Annotated in this window: 15 protein-coding genes; 12 read left to right on the top strand and 3 right to left on the bottom strand. The window is 46.5% G+C overall.

Annotated elements, in window-relative coordinates; genetic code table 11:
• Nucleotide 1: 1 nt before the first annotated feature.
• The 7 genes from ACN0TF_RS04805 (at nucleotide 2) to ACN0TF_RS04775 (ending at nucleotide 10444) form a co-directional block, all read left to right on the top strand.
• Entirely contained in the window at nucleotides 2-3178 is a 3177-nt protein-coding gene (locus ACN0TF_RS04805) for an efflux RND transporter permease subunit (RefSeq protein WP_417440985.1), read from the top strand.
• A 131-nt stretch (nucleotides 3179-3309) separates the two neighbouring features.
• Entirely contained in the window at nucleotides 3310-4020 is a 711-nt protein-coding gene (locus ACN0TF_RS04800) for a DUF599 domain-containing protein (RefSeq protein ID WP_417440984.1), read from the top strand.
• Nucleotides 4021-4032: 12 nt separating this feature from the next.
• Nucleotides 4033-5064, top strand: a complete 1032-nt coding sequence (astE, locus tag ACN0TF_RS04795; protein ID WP_417440983.1) for a succinylglutamate desuccinylase — start codon at nucleotides 4033-4035, stop codon at nucleotides 5062-5064.
• A 157-nt stretch (nucleotides 5065-5221) separates the two neighbouring features.
• Nucleotides 5222-6409, top strand: coding sequence for a thiamine pyrophosphate-dependent dehydrogenase E1 component subunit alpha (locus tag ACN0TF_RS04790; RefSeq protein WP_417440982.1), 1188 nt, complete (start codon nucleotides 5222-5224; stop codon nucleotides 6407-6409).
• Nucleotides 6409-7386, top strand: coding sequence for an alpha-ketoacid dehydrogenase subunit beta (locus ACN0TF_RS04785; protein ID WP_011234915.1), 978 nt, complete (start codon nucleotides 6409-6411; stop codon nucleotides 7384-7386). Before ACN0TF_RS04790 ends, ACN0TF_RS04785 begins: the two co-directional genes overlap by 1 nt.
• A 12-nt stretch (nucleotides 7387-7398) precedes the next feature.
• Nucleotides 7399-8976 (top strand): dihydrolipoyllysine-residue acetyltransferase, encoded by a 1578-nt coding sequence (locus ACN0TF_RS04780; protein WP_417440981.1) that lies wholly within the window; start codon nucleotides 7399-7401, stop codon nucleotides 8974-8976.
• Nucleotides 8977-9388: 412 nt separating this feature from the next.
• Nucleotides 9389-10444 (top strand): endonuclease/exonuclease/phosphatase family protein, encoded by a 1056-nt coding sequence (locus ACN0TF_RS04775; protein ID WP_417440980.1) that lies wholly within the window; start codon nucleotides 9389-9391, stop codon nucleotides 10442-10444.
• Here ACN0TF_RS04775 and ACN0TF_RS04770 read toward each other — a convergent pair.
• Nucleotides 10434-11294, bottom strand: coding sequence for a DMT family transporter (locus ACN0TF_RS04770; RefSeq protein WP_268766516.1), 861 nt, complete (start codon nucleotides 11292-11294; stop codon nucleotides 10434-10436). The genes ACN0TF_RS04775 and ACN0TF_RS04770 overlap by 11 nt on opposite strands.
• 60 nt (nucleotides 11295-11354) lie before the next feature.
• Nucleotides 11355-11768 (bottom strand): DUF3293 domain-containing protein, encoded by a 414-nt coding sequence (locus ACN0TF_RS04765; protein WP_417440979.1) that lies wholly within the window; start codon nucleotides 11766-11768, stop codon nucleotides 11355-11357.
• A gap of 70 nt (nucleotides 11769-11838) precedes the next feature.
• On the opposite strand from ACN0TF_RS04765, the gene ACN0TF_RS04760 reads away from it, so the two are divergent.
• The 3 genes from ACN0TF_RS04760 to ACN0TF_RS04750 all read left to right on the top strand — a co-directional run bounded on the left by ACN0TF_RS04760 (nucleotide 11839) and on the right by ACN0TF_RS04750 (nucleotide 13697).
• Nucleotides 11839-12252 carry a VOC family protein gene (locus tag ACN0TF_RS04760; protein ID WP_417440978.1) on the top strand — a complete coding sequence of 138 codons (414 nt, stop codon included), beginning with the start codon at nucleotides 11839-11841 and terminating at the stop codon, nucleotides 12250-12252.
• A gap of 150 nt (nucleotides 12253-12402) precedes the next feature.
• Nucleotides 12403-13098: a PAS domain-containing protein gene (locus tag ACN0TF_RS04755; protein ID WP_417440977.1), complete on the top strand. Its 696-nt coding sequence runs from the start codon at nucleotides 12403-12405 to the stop codon at nucleotides 13096-13098.
• A gap of 26 nt (nucleotides 13099-13124) precedes the next feature.
• Complete coding sequence (locus ACN0TF_RS04750; protein WP_417440976.1) at nucleotides 13125-13697, top strand: methyl-accepting chemotaxis protein; 573 nt, start codon at nucleotides 13125-13127, stop codon at nucleotides 13695-13697.
• 41 nt (nucleotides 13698-13738) lie between these two features.
• Here the strand turns inward: ACN0TF_RS04750 and ACN0TF_RS04745 are convergent, their stop codons facing one another.
• The gene (locus ACN0TF_RS04745; RefSeq protein ID WP_417440975.1) at nucleotides 13739-15310 is read right to left on the bottom strand and encodes an AbgT family transporter; all 1572 of its coding nucleotides are present in this window, start codon (nucleotides 15308-15310) and stop codon (nucleotides 13739-13741) included.
• Here ACN0TF_RS04745 and rnhB point away from each other — a divergent pair.
• Both rnhB and ACN0TF_RS04735 read left to right on the top strand, forming a co-directional pair.
• On the top strand, nucleotides 15302-15976 hold the full coding sequence (gene rnhB / locus ACN0TF_RS04740) for a ribonuclease HII (protein ID WP_417440974.1): 675 nt from the start codon (nucleotides 15302-15304) through the stop codon (nucleotides 15974-15976). The two genes, ACN0TF_RS04745 and rnhB, sit on opposite strands and share 9 nt — an antisense overlap.
• 66 nt (nucleotides 15977-16042) lie before the next feature.
• Entirely contained in the window at nucleotides 16043-16978 is a 936-nt protein-coding gene (locus tag ACN0TF_RS04735; RefSeq protein ID WP_417440973.1) for an isopenicillin N synthase family dioxygenase, read from the top strand.
• The last annotated feature ends 3 nt before the right edge of the window (nucleotides 16979-16981 follow it).

Here is a 16981-nt window from a genome sequence, read left to right as displayed (position 1 = left end):
CATGACGACTGAAAAACAAACCGGTCTGATTGCGTGGTTTGCACGCAACTCGGTAGCCGCAAATTTATTGATGATCATTATTCTGGTTGCGGGTGCGCTGTCAGTGTTCACTGTGCGCAAGCAAATGTTTCCGGAAATTGAACTGAATATTATCAGCATTCAGGTGCCGTTCCCCGGTGCAGCTCCACAGGAAGTAGAGCAAGGCGTTATTATGCTGATAGAAGATGCCATTGAAGATGTTGATGGTATTGAAGAGATGACCTCTCAGTCGCGAGAAGGCGGCGGTAGTGTCACTCTGGAAGTTGAACCTGACTATGACGTACAAGTTGTCATGGACGAGGTAAAAATGCTGGTGGATGCAATTCCTAATTTTCCCCAGCAAATTGAAAAACCAAATATCTACCGGGTAAGACCACAGCGACAAGTTATCTGGATGTCGGTTTACGGCGACCTGGATGAACGCTCCCGTAAAGAGCTGGCAAAGGAAGTTCGTGATGAGCTCAAGACTGTCGGCGGCATAACGAAAGTTGATGTTGTTGGTAGCCGTGATTATGAGATTTCGGTTGAGATTTCTCAGCAGGACCTTGAACGCTACGGACTGACCTTTTCGCAAATTGTAGATGCAGTTCGCGGAACCTCAATTGATGTTGCGGGTGGCTCAATTAAAACGCCCAATGGTGACATTCTATTGCGTGCCAATAACCAGGCCTATGTTGGCGGTGAGTTTGAGAAAATCGTTTTATTAAGCCGTGCTGATGGCACGCGCTTGACCCTGGGTGATATTGCCAAGGTAGAAGATGGTTTTATTGAAGAAGAGTCTTATACCCGCTTTGACGGTAAGCCGGCAACTTTTGTCCGCGTACAATCAGTGGGCGATCAGAACGATCTTAAAATAGCAGAATACGTCCGCGGTTATACGGAAAGAAAAAATGAAGAGCTGCCCGACGGCGTTCAGGTAGCACAATGGGGAGACTCGTCTTATTACCTGCAAGGCCGTTTAGACTTAATGCTGAACAATATGTGGATGGGGGGACTGTTGGTATTCCTCATGTTGTCGCTGTTCTTGCAGCTGCGCTTAGCGTTCTGGGTCATGATAGGCATTCCCGTATGTTTCCTCGGTACTATCGCGTTAATGCCGCTGCCGATGTTTGATATCTCTATTAATATGATATCGCTGTTCGGCTTTATACTCGTGTTAGGGATAGTGGTGGATGATGCAATAGTCATAGGGGAAAGTGCCTATACCGAAATAGAGGAAAACGGTAAAAGTATCGATAACGTTATTGCCGGAGCTAAGCGAGTTGCGATGCCGGCTACCTTCGGTGTATTAACAACCATGGTTGCCTTTGTACCTATGTTGACCGTTGAAGGGGGCATGGGGGCTATTTGGGAGTCTATTGCCTGGGTGGTTATTCTTTGTCTGGCGTTTTCGTTGGTGGAGTCAAAACTGATATTGCCAGCACACATCGCCAATATGAAGTACTCCAAACAAAAAGGTGAAAAAGCCAATGCGTTTCAGCGCTTCCGTAATAAATTTGCAGGTGCAATTAAGTCATTTGTAGAAAACTACTATCGTCCATTTCTTAAGAAGTGTCTGCACTATCGCTATACGACTTTAGCCTGTTTCGTTGGTTTACTGATACTAATGGCTGGGTTGATGAGTGGCGGTATTGTGCGTTGGGTATTCTTTCCGGATATTCCCAGTGACTTTGTACAGGCTAACGTGGAGATGCAGCCGGGAACGTCAGAAACTCGTACCATTGAAGTTCTGAACAGTGTTGAAAAGTCACTCAATGAAGTGAACAGTCGGATTAAAGAAAGCGACGGTGAAGCCGTTGTCCGTCATACTAATATCTGGATGAACGGCAATACTTCAGGCACCGTTTTTGTTGAATTGGAAAAAGGTGAAGATCGCCAGATAGACGGGTTTGAAATTGTGAACCAGTGGCGTGAAGCTGTTCCCGAACTGGCCGGAGTGCGAGCCCTTAATTTTCAGGGAAGCATGAGCGGCGGCAGTGGCTTTGATATTGAATTTCAGTTAGTGGGCGAAGACCTGGACGAACTGAAAGCCGCTGCGGATGAGTTGAAGCTGGAACTGGCTGATTACGACGGCGTTTTCGATATTGAAGATACCTTTGGCGACGGTAAAGAAGAAATTTTGCTGCAGACGAAACCTTTAGCAACGGCTATGGGTATTAATCTGGCAGAGCTTGCAACACAAGTTCGTTACGCCTTTTATGGTGCAGAGGCACAGCGTATACAAAGAGGCGACGAAGAAATTAAAGTCATGGTTCGCTATCCTCGAGACCAGCGTGAGTCGGTTGGCAACTTACAGGATATGAAGCTGCGTGCAGCGGATGGTTCTGAAATTCCGTTTACTGAGCTGGCAGATATTGAATTTGCCGAAGGTTACAGCACCATTACCCGTATTGACCGTCAGCGCTCTGTCAATGTTCGTGCGCGTGCCGACAAAGACAAGGTAGAGCCTTTCCGGGTCGTTAAAGAAGTGCGTGAAGAGAAAATCCAGCGAATTCTGGATAAATACCCGAGCGTTGGCTTCCAGTTGCAAGGCGCCACTCAAGACGAAGCCGAAGCAACGGGCTCGCTGGCAATTGGTGGTCTTCTGGCAATGTTTGCTGTCTATGCGTTAATGGCTATTCCGCTGAAATCCTATAGCCAGCCATTAATTATTATGTCGGTGATACCTTTCGGTATGATTGGTGCGGTTATTGGCCACTGGGTTATTGGCATGCCGGTCAGCATTTTGAGCTTGTTTGGTATTATTGCGTTAGCCGGGGTTGTGGTGAATGACAGTCTGGTCATGGTCGATTACGTGAACCGAGCCCGGGAAATGGGCACGGATTTGCGTAAAGCCGTGCTGGATGCCGGTTGTCGTCGCTTCCGTGCAATAACCTTAACCTCGTTAACGACTTTCTTCGGTTTGCTTCCGATAGTGCTGGAGAAGAGTCTGCAGGCTAAAATAGTGATACCAATGGCAATATCACTGGCCTTCGGTATTATTTTCGCAACGGTTATTACCTTGCTGTTAATACCTTGTCTGTACTTGATTTTGGCTGATACTAAGCGAGGAATGCGTACCATGTTGTCCTGGTATGGGCTGGCAACACCGCCTGAACCTAAAGATATGAGTACCAAAGAGGCACTGGAACACTACTAAGTGCTTGAGCAAATGAAAGAAAGCCGGAGCTAAGTCTCCGGCTTTATCGTATGGTTCGTCATAAACTGGTAAACTAACTATTCTAAACTGTTAAATTATTAATAACCGAACACTCCAGAGGAAACGCTGACATGTTGCTGTCGCTTCTTGATTTTGCCGCATTGCTATTTTTCTTTTTCTGCTGGATAGGCTATTCATTGTTTGCCCGCAAACGAGCCCGAACCACGCATTGTCTGTCGAGTATTCTGTGCTCGTTAAGAATTGACTGGTTTACCACTGTCATGCACAAAGAAAATCAAGTTGCTGACGCGTCACTTATTGGTAATGTCGAGCGCACTGTAACCTTCTTCGCCTCTTCTACCATTTTAGTTCTGGCCGGTGTTATTACCGTCTTAGCGCATGCCGATGAAGTTGTGTTGGTGCTAAATGAAATTCCGATGAGTCCCGATACCAGTTCTATTTTGGTGCAGTTTAAACTGTCGGTGTTAGCCATTATCTTTATCTACGCCTTTTTTAAGTTTACCTGGTCTATTCGTCAGTTCGGCTTTGTGTCTGTACTGCTGGGAGCTTCCGTTGAGTATCATCAGGGCAATAAACCAGAAGAAGAGCGTCGGCGTTTTGCTATGCACGCGGCAAAAGTATTGGATCAGTCCGGGCATGAGTACAACAAAGGTCTGCGCACATATTATTTTGCTTTGGCATATTTATCCTGGTTTCTGCATCCCGTCATCTTAATTGCTTCAAGCGCTGTGGTCGTCGCCGTGCTTTATCGTCGTGAATATCGCTCACGAGTATTACGTGAATTGTTGGCAACGAAAGGCTATGTGCCGGGAAAAAAATAATAGGAGAAGGTTGTGAATAAGGTATTTTCTGATTTTCTGGCCTGGACTCGTGAACATGAGTGGGGTTGTGACGAAAGTTATGACTTAACATTGAGCAATGGCACGAAACTGTCGGTCTGGGATAGCGGAGTGTTAGAAGTTTTGCCGGCTAATCCGGGACACAAGGATATTGTGTTATCCTGTGCAGTGCATGGCAATGAAACTGCTCCTATCGAAATATGCCGGGATATCATTAATGACATTATTGATGAAAAGCAGACAGTAACGCACCGCACGCTGTTTTTAATTGCAAATCCAGCCTCAATAAACAAAGGTGAGCGGTTTGTTGAAGAGAACATGAACCGGCTGTTTAGTGGCGAGCATAGTAAAGGCAGTACGAAGAATAAAGAACGCGGGCGAGCAGCAAAGATAGAAAACTATGTAGAGCGTTTCTACCAATCGGCTCCGGAAGGTTCCCGCGAACGTTTTCATTATGACTTACATACTGCCATTCGCGACTCTAAACGTGAGAAATTTGCCGTTTATCCGTTTACCCATGGCGCACCTTACAGCCGCCAACAGCTTCAGTTTTTGCTGGCTTGTGGCGTTGATACGGTATTATTAAATCAGGCGCCGACAACGACATTTTCATATTTTAGCGCACGTCAGTTTAGTGCCCATGCGTTTACCGTTGAGCTGGGTAAAGTCCGTCCATTTGGCGAAAATGACAGGACTAAGTTTGCCGCAGCTGAAACCTCTTTACGCAACTTACTTTCGCAAACGGAGCTGGATTTTGGTCCTTTTGAGCCAGAACAACACTATGTGTTCAAAGAAGCACAAACCATTAACCGCACGCAACCTGACTTTGAGCTAAACTTTGCGGATGATGTGGCTAACTTCACCTCTTTTAATAAAGGGGAGTTACTGGCCTGGGATGGTGACAAGGCATGTTACGCGCAGCATGACGGTGAACATATTATTTTCCCTAATGCCAAAGTGGCGCTGGGGCACCGAGCGTTATTAACTGTGGTTAGAGTACCCACAGAGTCGCTCGATTTAGTCTGAAATTATTGAGCCTAAGTTGCCGAACTTTGTTAAGACTGTTCGTTTCTATTTACACTTAGCGCACTCAGTTTTCATTAGGGAGTGGTTTGCATGTCACTTTACGTAAAGGTAAAGTAGCGGCAATTTCCAACCCAGCTTAAAACCGAAAGAGAAGGTTATGGTCAAGGATAAAAAACACGACACAGAAATTGTGACAAAGCCGAAATGGTTTGATAAAGACTCAGTCACAATTCCAATGCTGCAAATCTTAAAAGAAGATGGCAGTTTTCATAAAAATGCCGACATGCCGGAATACGATAAAGAGCTGATCGTGAAAATTCACGACACCATGCAATTTATCCGTATTCTTGATGAACGCATGATTGCCGCTCAACGTCAGGGCCGTATTAGCTTTTATCTTGCTTCTCGCGGAGAAGAAGCAGCAAGTGTGGCCTCTGCGGCAGCACTTGATGCCGACGACATGATCATGGGCCAGTACCGCGAGCAGGGCGCATTGGCTTACCGTGGCTTTACCGTTGAGCAGTTCATGAATCAACTGTTTTCCAACGAGAAAGACTTAGGTAAAGGCCGCCAGATGCCGGTTCATTACGGCTGTGCTGACTTGAATTTTATGACCATTTCTTCGCCGCTGGGAACTCAAATTCCACAGGCAACCGGCTATGCGTTTGGTCAGAAAATGGATAAAACCGACAAGTGCACCATCTGCTATTTTGGTGAAGGTGCAGCGTCGGAAGGTGATTTCCATGCCGCTCTGAACATGGCGTCGGTCTATAAAGTTCCGGTCATCTTTTTCTGCCGTAATAATGGTTATGCTATTTCTACTCCGGCGCAAGGTGAACAATACGGCGGCGATGGTATCGCACCTCGTGGTATTGGTTACGGTATGAAAACCATACGTATCGACGGTAACGATGCTTTTGCTGTGTTGAAAGCCACTCAGGAAGCACGTCGTCTGGCTGTAGAAGAAAACGAACCCGTTTTGATTGAAGCCATGTCCTATCGCATGTCAGGCCATTCAACGTCGGATGATCCTACCGGTTACCGTACCCGTGAAGAAGAAGCTGACTGGCAGGCGAAAGATCCACTTGATCGCTTACAGAAATGGATGATGAACGAAGGCTGGTTGGATAAAGACCATATCGAAGAACATCATGCAGAAGTGAAAGCTAAAGTTCTGGCAGCCTTAAAAGAGTCAGAAAAAGTGCCGGTCCCGCACATTGATGAACTGATCAATGATGTTTACGACGAACCGACTGACATGCTGAAAGAGCAGTTAGACGAGTTAAAAGAGCACATCCGTAAATACCCGGATGCCTACAGTAAAACGTCGGGGAGACTGGACTAATGGCTAAAATGAATTTACTACAGGCCATCAACAGCGCGCTAGACCTGGCGATGGCTAAGCATGACAACGTATACAGTTTTGGTGAAGATACCGGTGGCTTTGGCGGTGTATTCCGCGCCACTTCAGGCTTGACTGAGAAATACGGCAAGCACCGTAACTTTAATACCCCACTGGTTGAGCAGGGTATTATTGGTTTTGCTAATGGCCTGGCGTCTCAAGGCAGTTATGCCATTGCCGAAATTCAGTTCGGCGACTACATTTTCCCGGCGTTTGACCAAATCGTGAACGAGACGGCCAAGTTCCGTTATCGTTCAGGTAATGAGTTCAACGTGGGTGGTTTAACCATTCGTACCCCGTACGGTGGTGGTATCGCCGGTGGTCATTACCACTCACAGTCTCCGGAAGCCTACTTTGCGCATACGCCAGGTATTAAAATTGTGACCCCGCGTAACCCGTACGAAGCTAAAGGGTTATTGTTGAGCGCCATTTTTGATAAAAACCCGGTCTTGTTTATGGAACCTAAGCGGTTGTACCGCGCCTCAACAGGCGATGTTCCAGAAGAAGAATACACCATTCCATTAGGCAAAGCCGACGTGGTCAAAGAAGGTAAAGATATTACCGTTCTTGGCTGGGGCGCGCAGATGGAAATGATTGAAAAAGCGGTGGAAAAATCCGAAGAAGACGGCGTTTCGTGCGAAGTAATTGACTTGCGTACTATTTCTCCATGGGATGTTGAAACTGTTACAGAATCGGTTTTAAAAACCGGTCGCTTGGTGATCACTCAGGAAGCACCTATTACCGGTGGCTTCGCCAGCGAAATTGCGGCAACAGTTCAGGACAAATGCTTTCTGTATCTGGAGTCACCAATTGGTCGAGTATGCGGTATCGACGTACCGTATCCGCTGTGTCACGAGAAAGAGTACATGGCTGATCACTTGAAGATTTATGAAGCGATCAAACGCTCAATGAATTACTAAGGACCCATCGACATGAGTAAAGACTTTATTCTGCCCGATATCGGCGAAGGGATCGTAGAGTGCGAAATCGTTGAGTGGCTGGTTGCCGAAGGTGACGAAGTTAAAGAAGACCAACCCGTAGTTGAGGTCATGACCGACAAAGCTATGGTTGAGATCCCGGCCAAAGACGACGGCATTGTGGAAAAACTGTATTACCAGAAAGGTGATATAGCCAAGGTTCACGAACCGTTATTTGCAATAAAGCCAGCTGACGGATCTTCTGATGAGGCGCCTGCTAAAGAAAGCGAGCCGTCTAAAAAAGAAGAACCGAAAACAGAGGAAAAACAAACCTCAAGCAACGGCGATACAACCGACTTCATTTTGCCTGATATTGGCGAAGGTATTGTTGAGTGCGAAATCGTTGAATGGCTGGTGTCTGAAGGCGACGAAGTGAAAGAAGATCAGCCGGTTGTTGAAGTTATGACGGACAAAGCAACAGTTGAAATTCCTGCTAAAGACGACGGTACCGTGGTTAAGTTGTATCACAAAAAAGGTGATATTGCGGAAGTACACAAACCGTTGTTTGCGTTGAAGCCAGTTGGTGGTGTTCAGTCTCTTGGTTCAAATGCCCCACAGAGCCATGTTGACCCCGACGCTAAGACTTCGCCATCGGACTCAAAAGCAGAAGCTGAGCCACCAGCGAAAGCGCGTCAGGGCAAAGCCATTGCCAGCCCGGCAGTGCGCCGTCTGGCACGTGAGAGCGATATTAACATTGCTGAAGTGCCAGGTTCAGGTAAGAAAGGCCGGGTTCTGAAGAAAGATATTGAAGCCTTTAAATCGGGTGAGCAGAAGTCAGCGGCCCCAAGCGATAGCCAGCAATCGCAGAAAGCAGCGGCTACTAGCGGCGGGACTCGTACCGAAGCGATACGCGGTGTGAAAGCTGCCATGGCTAAGCAAATGATGAAATCGGTCAGTACGATTCCGCATTTCACCTACGCCGATGAGTTTGATGTTACTGATTTAATCGCATTGCGTGAAAAGCTAAAAGAGCAATACAAAGAGAAAGGCATTCGTTTAACGGTAATGCCATTCTTCATTAAAGCTCTGTCGCTGGCACTGAAGGAATTCCCTGTGATGAACGCACAGGTGAATGAAGACTGTACTGAGATCACTTACTTTGATGACCACAACATTGGTATGGCCGTTGATACCAAAATTGGCCTGTTAGTACCTAACGTCAAGCAGGTGCAAAACAAGAGCATCATCGATGTAGCCAATGAAGTCACTCGTCTGACTCAGGCATCGCGCGAAGGCAAGTTGCCACAAGCCGATATGAAAGGCGGTACCATCAGCATTTCAAATATTGGCGTTATTGGCGGTACTGTGGCAACTCCTATCATCAACAAGCCGGAAGCCGCGATTGTGGCTTTAGGTAAGGTGCAGGAGCTACCGCGCTTTGATGCCAACGGCAATGTGGTAGCCCGTAAGATAATGACGGTAAGCTGGTCAGGCGATCATCGCATTATCGACGGCGGTACCATTGCCCGTTTCAACAAACTCTGGCAGGAATACCTCGAAGACCCAACCAGCATGCTGGTAAATATGGTCTGAGATAGAGGCTGAGCCAGAAACAAAGAGTTAGGCTAAGTTAAGAAACACGCCGTGAACCCCTCCATGGGGGCTTGGGTGACGCCATCCTTGGCGTCACACAGTTTCTTAACTTACACCTAACTCTTTTTTTGTTTCTGGCTATCTACATCTGCGTTCAGTAAGTTAAATAAAGCTAGCAGATCCTACGGATAGTGGGCGTAGCGCCTGAAGTTAAACCCCTCTGATACAGGAGTGTCGAAGGCCATGGATGGCCTTCGTCAAGCCCTCATGGATGAGCTCGTTGCGGCTCCTGTATCAGAGGGGTTTGACTCCAAGCGGAGCGCTCTATCCGTAGGAGCGTTAACACTTCCTTTCACCTTATACTTTGCAGCTGTGCTATTGTTTTCTTATCTGAGAAGCATCGAGAGCCAGCATGTTTGAAATTATTTATCTTTCCTTGGCGGTATTACTGTTGGTACTTACCCTCGCGCCATTGTCCCGAGCGCAAGTTTGGTGGATACGTGGTTTGGACTTTCCGCGTTTACAGCTGTCGGTGTTATTAGCTGCCTTGCTCATAGTGGGGTTGGTTGTTATACGTGACTGGAGTTCAATCACTGCGGTGACGCTGGGTCTGATTATTGGTTGTCTGGTCTGTCAGCTCTGGTGGGTTGTGCCTTATACCTTTTTCTTCCCTAAGGAAGTTGAAGCTGTCCGGCCGGGGAATGCTAACGGGCGCTTGCGCATTATGACCGCGAATGTTCTTACTCCTAACCATAATAGTGATGGTTTGCTAAAGCTTGTTCATGACTTTACGCCAGATGTACTGGTCACGCTGGAATCTGATGACTGGTGGCAGGAGAAGCTGGATGCGATTGAATCGGATTATCCGCATACGGTAAAGGTACCTTTGGATAACCTCTATGGCATGCATGTGTATTCTCGTTATGCTTTGTCTGATGTCAGTGTTGAGTATCTGATTGAAGACGATAAACCGTCGGTACATTGTTTTATTGAGCTGCCTTGCGGGCAGAAAGTAAAAGCGCATTTTGTGCACCCTGCGCCACCCAGCCCTTCTGAAAATGAAGAGTCGGAAGAGCGGGATGCTGAACTGGTGCTGGTCGCTCGTCGGGTTGAGCCGGAGAAATATCCGACTATAGTCACTGGAGATTTGAACGACGTAGCCTGGTCGCGCACGACGCTTCTTTTCCGCAAACTTAGTGGCTTGTTAGACCCTCGTATTGGGCGTGGCATGTTTAATACTTTCCACGCGGAATACTGGTTTGCCCGTTGGCCGTTGGATCATATATTCCACAGCCACCATTTTGCTTTGGTTTCAATGACTCGTTTACCGGGTTTTGGGTCAGATCATTTTCCATTACTGACGGAGCTTGCTTTAGCCCCGGGAGAAAATGGTGCTGGTGATGGTCCGTCGCCGGATGAAGATGACAAAGAAGCCGCTGATGAGATTGTGAATAAAGCTATGGCTTAAGCTTACGCCGAAAGTGAATGCGTTGAACTAACAGTCCGAAAATAATAAGCATAAGCCCAACTAGCGTACTTGGATAAATGGTTTCGCCAATCACGACCGAGAGCAGCAACAGCGAGATAAACGGCGAAATAAAAATTAAGTTGCTGATAAGTGCCGTATTGGTGGCTGTTTTCATGGCTTTTAACCAGAATAGGAAGGTTATTCCCATTTCAAATAAGCCTACGTAGCTTACCGCTGCCCAGCCTTGCCAGGGTATTGCCGACCAGTCACTCCATATGAAGCTGGCGACAATAAGTATGGGTAAGGCCAAGCCAAAAGAAAGTACTAAGCTAACAACAGAATCGGCGTTACGGCGCGTATTCAGGATCCAGTAGCCAGCCCACAAGAAAGTGGAAATTAACGCCAGCGTAACGCCCCAGGGATCACTGAAGCTAAGCTCCAGCACATTACCTCGTGTGGCAATAACCAATACTCCAAAATAACCTAAGGCGCAGGCAACCCAGTCGCGACGGCGTATGCTTTGTTTTAAAAACAGAGCGGCCATAATGCTAAGGGCAATGGCCCAGGTGTAATTGAGTGGTTGAGCTTCGGAAGCCGGCAGCAGTTTATAAGCCTGGAAAAGCACCAGATAATAAATGAGTGGATTAATAAGCCCCATGAGCAGGTAATACAAGGGCATTTTACGTAGCTCGAGTATTAATTCGCTGGTTTTCTTCTGAATAAGGCAGACCAGCGCTAGAATGACAAAAGAAACACTACTGGCAGCAGTAACCATCTGCAATGGGGTCATGTACTGCAGGGTTATTTTGAATGCGGTAGCCACCGTTGACCATAAAAGTACGGCGATGATCGCATAAATAAAGGCTTGTTTATCAGCGGCTATGGTGTGATGGCATGGTGACCCCTTAACTCATACGTCGATGAGTACTGCAGCTTGTTGGTATTCAATCCAGACCAGCGCATTTTGCTGGTACTCTCGTGCCAGGTCAATGGCTGTTTTCTTCTTGAGACCTAAGACCATAAAACTGGCTTCCGGCGGCCATTGTTTGTCGCGGTCCTGACCTTCTCCTAAAAAACAGTAAATTTCAGTCATTTGTTCTAAACGAGTCGCTAATTGCTTATTTCTGCTCTTATTTTCGGAGTTTGTAAGCAGTTGACTTTGTGGGTTAAAGGCTGTGATAAAGCTGCCTGTAGTGTGACGAAGACGCTCACATAAACGGTCAAAGTCATTATTCTTTTGACCTATCGTCAAAGTGAGCGTCTCTTTTCCAACGGCGAACCAATAATTCGTATTTTTATAGTTGTTTAGCAGTTCTTTATCCATGCTTTGACCCGAGTATCGATGTTGATTAGAGTACATAGCAAGATTTTAGCGTTAACCGTGAAGATGTTCTATGAACCCCAGTATTAGTGTGATCACTTTAGGTGTTGATGATCTGAAACGTTCATTGGCGTTTTATCAGGACGGCCTGGGTTGGGAAACCGATGGCATTATTGGTGAAGAGTTTGAGCATGGTACCGTCGTGTTCTTTAAGTTACCTAGTGGGCTCAGACTGGCTTTATGGCCACGTAAAAGTATTGCTGCAGAAATGGGGGTTGAAGTTACCCGTGCGGCAAATGAAGTATTGTTAAGCCATAACGTCAATTCGCGCAGTGCGGTTGATGAGGTTATGATGGAAGCGGAAAGGTCAGGTGCTGATATCCTCAAGCCGGCGAAGGATTTGTTCTGGGGTGGCTACGGTGGTTTTTTCAAAGATCCAGACGGACATATTTGGGAAGTAACCTGGAATCCTGCCTGGAGTGCTTAGCAGAAGTAAAAAAATCCCATCAGCGAGTCATTGATATATTTAGATTTATCTGAATTCCCACTCAATAAAACGCTCACAAATGATCCTGAATCATTTTGCTGAGCGTATCTTCTCATAATATTTTTTATTTATTATGAGTAGGAAAGCCCCATGTTTGGCTCAAAAACGAAGTATCAGCTTGCACAAACCCATAAAGAGCTGAGTGAATACGAGCAACTGATAAACGCTATTGACGGTAATATCGCTCGAATTGATTTTACCCCTCAAGGTTACATCATAAATGCGAATAACCTGTTTTTGGAAGCCATGGATTATAGGCTTGACGAGATAGTATCAAAGCACCATAAAATCTTTTGTGATAAGAACTATGCAACAAGCACGGAGTACCAGAACTTTTGGAAACAACTGGCGCAGGGGCAATCTCACCATGGCCGCTTTAAAAGGTTCTGTAACAACGGCAACGTTATATGGCTGGAGGCTTCTTATTTTCCGATTAAAAACTCAGAGGGGCAGGTCGAATATATAACTAAAATAGCGAAAGATGTGACTCGCGAAGTTCTGGAGTTAGAACATCAGATAGCTGTTAGCACTGCAATTGATAAGTCTATGGCAACAATAGAATTCTCTCCATCGGGCGAGATTCTTCGTGCCAATAAGAACTTTTTAGACACAATAGGTTACCGGGCAGATGAAATTAAAGGGCGTCATCACAGCCTGTTTTGTGAACAGGCGTTTTATGATGAAAACCCCAGCTTTTGGAAAGAACTGAGTAATGGCCAGTTTAAAACAGGGCAATTTAAACGCCTGAGTAAGCATGGAGAGGCGATTTGGCTTGAAGCCAGCTAAACCCCATTTTTGATGAGAATGGGCAGGTGACAAAAGTTATTAAATTCGCCAGTGACGTAACGGCCAGCGTGGTGAAAGCTCAGCAAACAGCGGAAGCTGCTGCAGTGGCTTATTCTACCTCACAGCAAACGGCTGCTATCGTCAGAGATGGTAAAGCCTCGATTGAGGTTTCTGTAGAAACTTCGAATGAGATTTTGTCGAGAAGTAATAAAACAGATGAAGTTATTGAACAGCTTCATGAGCAGGCTCGCAATATCGAGGATATTGTGAAAACGATTAACGGTCTGGCAGACCAAACGAATTTATTGGCGTTGAACGCAGCTATTGAGGCGGCCAGAGCCGGAGAACACGGACGAGGATTCGCCGTTGTTGCAGATGAAGTAAGAAACTTAGCGTCACGTACTACACAGGCAACCAGTCAAATTTCCGGCGTTATGGAACGCAGTTCTGAGGTCTCGCATGCAATATCGACTTCGATAGATGATATTCAAAAGATGGCAGAATTGAGCAAAGAGCAAATTGAAAAAGTGAAAAGCTTGATAGAAGAGATTGACGAAGGGGCGACGAATGTCGTAAATGCGGTGAGCCACCTTTCTTAAGGTGACTCACTGGTTTTTCATACGAGTTTAAATTCAGATATTTAGCCCGCAGGGTAAACGTAATTTGCCTGGATACCCAGAGGAAAGCCAAGAGTCCAGTAGAGAATAAGGAAGGCAGACCATAGTATTAAGAGCGCTACAGTATAGGGCAGCATCATTGCCACTAAAGTACCTATGCCTGTGCCTTTAACATAGCGCTGACAATAAAGAACGACCAGCGGGAAGTAAGGCAACAACGGCGTAATAATATTACTGGATGAATCACCTACACGATACGCCGCCTGAGTTAAGTCGGGGGAATAACCTAACTGCATTAGCATAGGCACAAAAATAGGGGATATCAGCGCCCATTTAGCCGATGCTGAACCTACAAATAAGTTAATAAAAGCCACTAAGAAAACGATACCGACCATAGTGACTCCACCGGACAGCTCTAAGCTGGCCAGGAAGTTCGCCCCTTTTACGGAAATTAAAGTTCCGAGTTGTGAGTCTCCGAACGCTTTTATGAATAAGGCACAGAAGAAGGCCATAACCATGTAGTAGGCCATGCCTTCCATTGACTTAGTCATTGCGCCGATAACATCCTGTGAGTTGGTAAAGTTACCGGACACATAACCGTGAACAATACCCGGGATAATAAACAGCAGGAAAATGAGCGGTACAATCATACCCATAAGAGGTGCGGAGTAGGATGCCAATTCACCGGTCGCTGGGTCAGCCAAAGGAGTATTTTCAGCCGTTGCTGAGAAATACAACAGAGCTAAACCTACCGCCATGGTGATTACGCCAGCATAAAATGCTTTGCGGTCACGTGGGGATACGTCGTCTAGTGTAGGCATATCTTCGGCGTCACCATCAATTTCGGCACCGCGTAAACGGGGTTCAACCACTTTGTCCGTCAGGAACCAGCCAATGGCAACGACGACAATTGACGAAGCGGCTGTAAAGTAATAGTTGTTCAGTGGATTTAACTGCATGTCGGCGTCAATAATTTGTGCGGCGCTTTCAGTAAAGCCCTGCAGCAACGGATCAATAGCCGAAGGTACGAAGTTGGCACTGAAACCACCGGAAACACCAGCAAAGGCTGCAGCAATACCTGCCAGCGGATGTCTGCCGGCAGCGTAGAAAATAACACCACCTAAAGGAATAACCAGAACGTAGCCTGCATCAACTGCCGTATGACTGACTATAGCAACCAGAATCAAAACTGGGGTCAGCAGCATTTTCGGCGTAACGTTCAACATGAGTTTAATGGCAACATTAATAAAGCCCGAGCGTTCGGCTACACCGACACCCAGCATAGCTACCAGCACAACCCCCAGGGGCGCAAACCCCATAAAGGTATCAACCATATTGGCAAGAAAAGCCGTAAACTCGGTTCCGCTTAATAAGTTGATTACGCCAATAGAGTCACCCGTAAGCGGGTGTTTCTCATCAAAGCTCACGCCGGACAATAGCCACGACATTACCCAGACAATGATTAATAAGCCAAAGAACATGACGGCGGGATCGGGTAGTTTATTACCGACCTTTTCAACGCCATCTAGAAGGCGATTTAACAGACTGTCCGGCTTTTCCTTTTGCGAACGGTCTGGTTGTGGAGATTGAGCCATGGTGAAACCCCTGGTTGTTATTTTATTGGTCTAATTATTATGCGCAGGTATCATAACCATTATTGTAAGGTGGAACAAAGCGAACAAGGTGAAAAAGTGTCAATGATTTGTGGTACAGATGAAGCGGGTCGAGGACCTATTGCCGGGCCGGTTGTGGCAGCAGCTGTCATTTTAGACCCGGACAACCCAATTGAAGGGCTTAACGACTCAAAAAAGTTGAGCGAGAAAAAGCGTGAAAAACTGAGTCTGGAAATAAAAGAAAAAGCACTGTACTGGACTATTGCTCAGTCTGACCCCGACGAAATAGAAGCCATTAACATTCTCTGGGCGTCAATGAAAGCCATGCAGCGAGCCGTGGAAGCACTGCCGGTAAAACCCGATATGGTGCTGGTGGACGGTAACCGGGTTCCGGAGTTGAATGTACCGGCAAAAGCCATTGTTGGCGGGGATGCCAGCGAACAGTGCATTGCTGCTGCTTCAATCTTAGCGAAAGTTGAGCGGGACAGGCAGATGCTTAAGTGGCATGAATTGTACCCACAGTATGAATTTGATAAGCACAAAGCTTATGGTACGCCCAAGCACCTGGAATTATTAGAAAAATACGGGCCTTGTCCTATACACCGTAAAGGCTTTAACCCGGTTAAGCGGCTCCTTGCTAACTTGTGATTTAACCCGAAAATTCATACAATAACGGCCTATTCACTAAGCTCTTTCAGGAAGTTGGAATTCACCATGCAGTCTATCCCGCACGTTGATATGCGCCGTTATCAGAATGATTTTGATGCTTTTACTCAAGATGTCGGTAATGGTTACGAAAAATACGGTTTTATTGCCTTAACCCAGCACGGAGTCGATACCGCGCTTATTGAACGGGCACTGGATACCTGTCGTGAATTGTTTGCATTACCTGAAGATGTAAAAAAACAATATCACCGCCCGGGTCAGGGCGGCGCCAGAGGCTACACGCCCTTTGGTACTGAAGTGGCTAAAGACGCCAAGCATGTCGACTTAAAAGAGTTCTGGCATGTGGGTCGTGAAATTGAAGGGGAGCCCGCATACCCACAATTACTGCCAAACGTCTGGCCACAAGAGCTGCCTAAGTTTAAAGACGATATGCTGGCTATTTACGCGGCTTTAGATAACCTGGGTAATCAGGTGCTGGAAGCTCTGTCCGTTTACCTGGGTCAGCCGAAAGACTTTTTCCGCAACAAAGTGAATAACGGCAATTCAATTTTGCGGCCTTTACACTATCCACCTATTATTGATGAAGATACGCCATCGGTTCGTGCTGGTGCGCATGAAGACATCAACGTTCTGACACTCCTGGTGGGGTCGCGTGAACCTGGCTTAGAAGTGCTGGCGAAAGACGGCACCTGGGTGCCGGTAACGATTATTGAAGGTGCTATTATTTGTAACGTGGGTGACATGCTGCAGCGCTTAACGAATCATGTGCTGCCATCGACAACGCATCGGGTGGTTAACCCACCTGCACCATTTAATGAAAAGTCGCGTTACTCAATACCCTTCTTTTTACATTTTAATCCGGATGTGATGATCACACCGCTGGAAAGCTGCATTTCGGATGAAAATCCGCAGCGAGATGAACCTATTACAGCGGATGACTATCTAATGCAGCGCTTACGTGAAATTGGTTTGATAAAAGACTAAAAG

The sequence above is a fragment of the Idiomarina sp. genome (assembly GCF_048265525.1).
GTDB lineage: Bacteria > Pseudomonadota > Gammaproteobacteria > Enterobacterales > Alteromonadaceae > Idiomarina.
This window is presented reverse-complemented; position numbering and strand designations above follow the sequence as displayed.

What these genes read in the sequence shown, in the direction of transcription:
- ACN0TF_RS04760 (WP_417440978.1), top strand. Translation starts at nt 11,839, where the DNA reads ATGAACCCCAGTATTAGTGTGATCACTTTAGGTGTTGATGATCTGAAA.
- ACN0TF_RS04790 (WP_417440982.1), top strand. Translation starts at nt 5,222, where the DNA reads ATGGTCAAGGATAAAAAACACGACACAGAAATTGTGACAAAGCCGAAA.
- ACN0TF_RS04765 (WP_417440979.1), bottom strand. Translation starts at nt 11,768, where the DNA reads ATGGATAAAGAACTGCTAAACAACTATAAAAATACGAATTATTGGTTC.
- ACN0TF_RS04755 (WP_417440977.1), top strand. Translation starts at nt 12,403, where the DNA reads ATGTTTGGCTCAAAAACGAAGTATCAGCTTGCACAAACCCATAAAGAG.
- ACN0TF_RS04735 (WP_417440973.1), top strand. Translation starts at nt 16,043, where the DNA reads ATGCAGTCTATCCCGCACGTTGATATGCGCCGTTATCAGAATGATTTT.
- ACN0TF_RS04745 (WP_417440975.1), bottom strand. Translation starts at nt 15,310, where the DNA reads ATGGCTCAATCTCCACAACCAGACCGTTCGCAAAAGGAAAAGCCGGAC.
- ACN0TF_RS04805 (WP_417440985.1), top strand. Translation starts at nt 2, where the DNA reads ATGACGACTGAAAAACAAACCGGTCTGATTGCGTGGTTTGCACGCAAC.
- ACN0TF_RS04775 (WP_417440980.1), top strand. Translation starts at nt 9,389, where the DNA reads ATGTTTGAAATTATTTATCTTTCCTTGGCGGTATTACTGTTGGTACTT.
- ACN0TF_RS04785 (WP_011234915.1), top strand. Translation starts at nt 6,409, where the DNA reads ATGGCTAAAATGAATTTACTACAGGCCATCAACAGCGCGCTAGACCTG.
- ACN0TF_RS04780 (WP_417440981.1), top strand. Translation starts at nt 7,399, where the DNA reads ATGAGTAAAGACTTTATTCTGCCCGATATCGGCGAAGGGATCGTAGAG.
- ACN0TF_RS04800 (WP_417440984.1), top strand. Translation starts at nt 3,310, where the DNA reads ATGTTGCTGTCGCTTCTTGATTTTGCCGCATTGCTATTTTTCTTTTTC.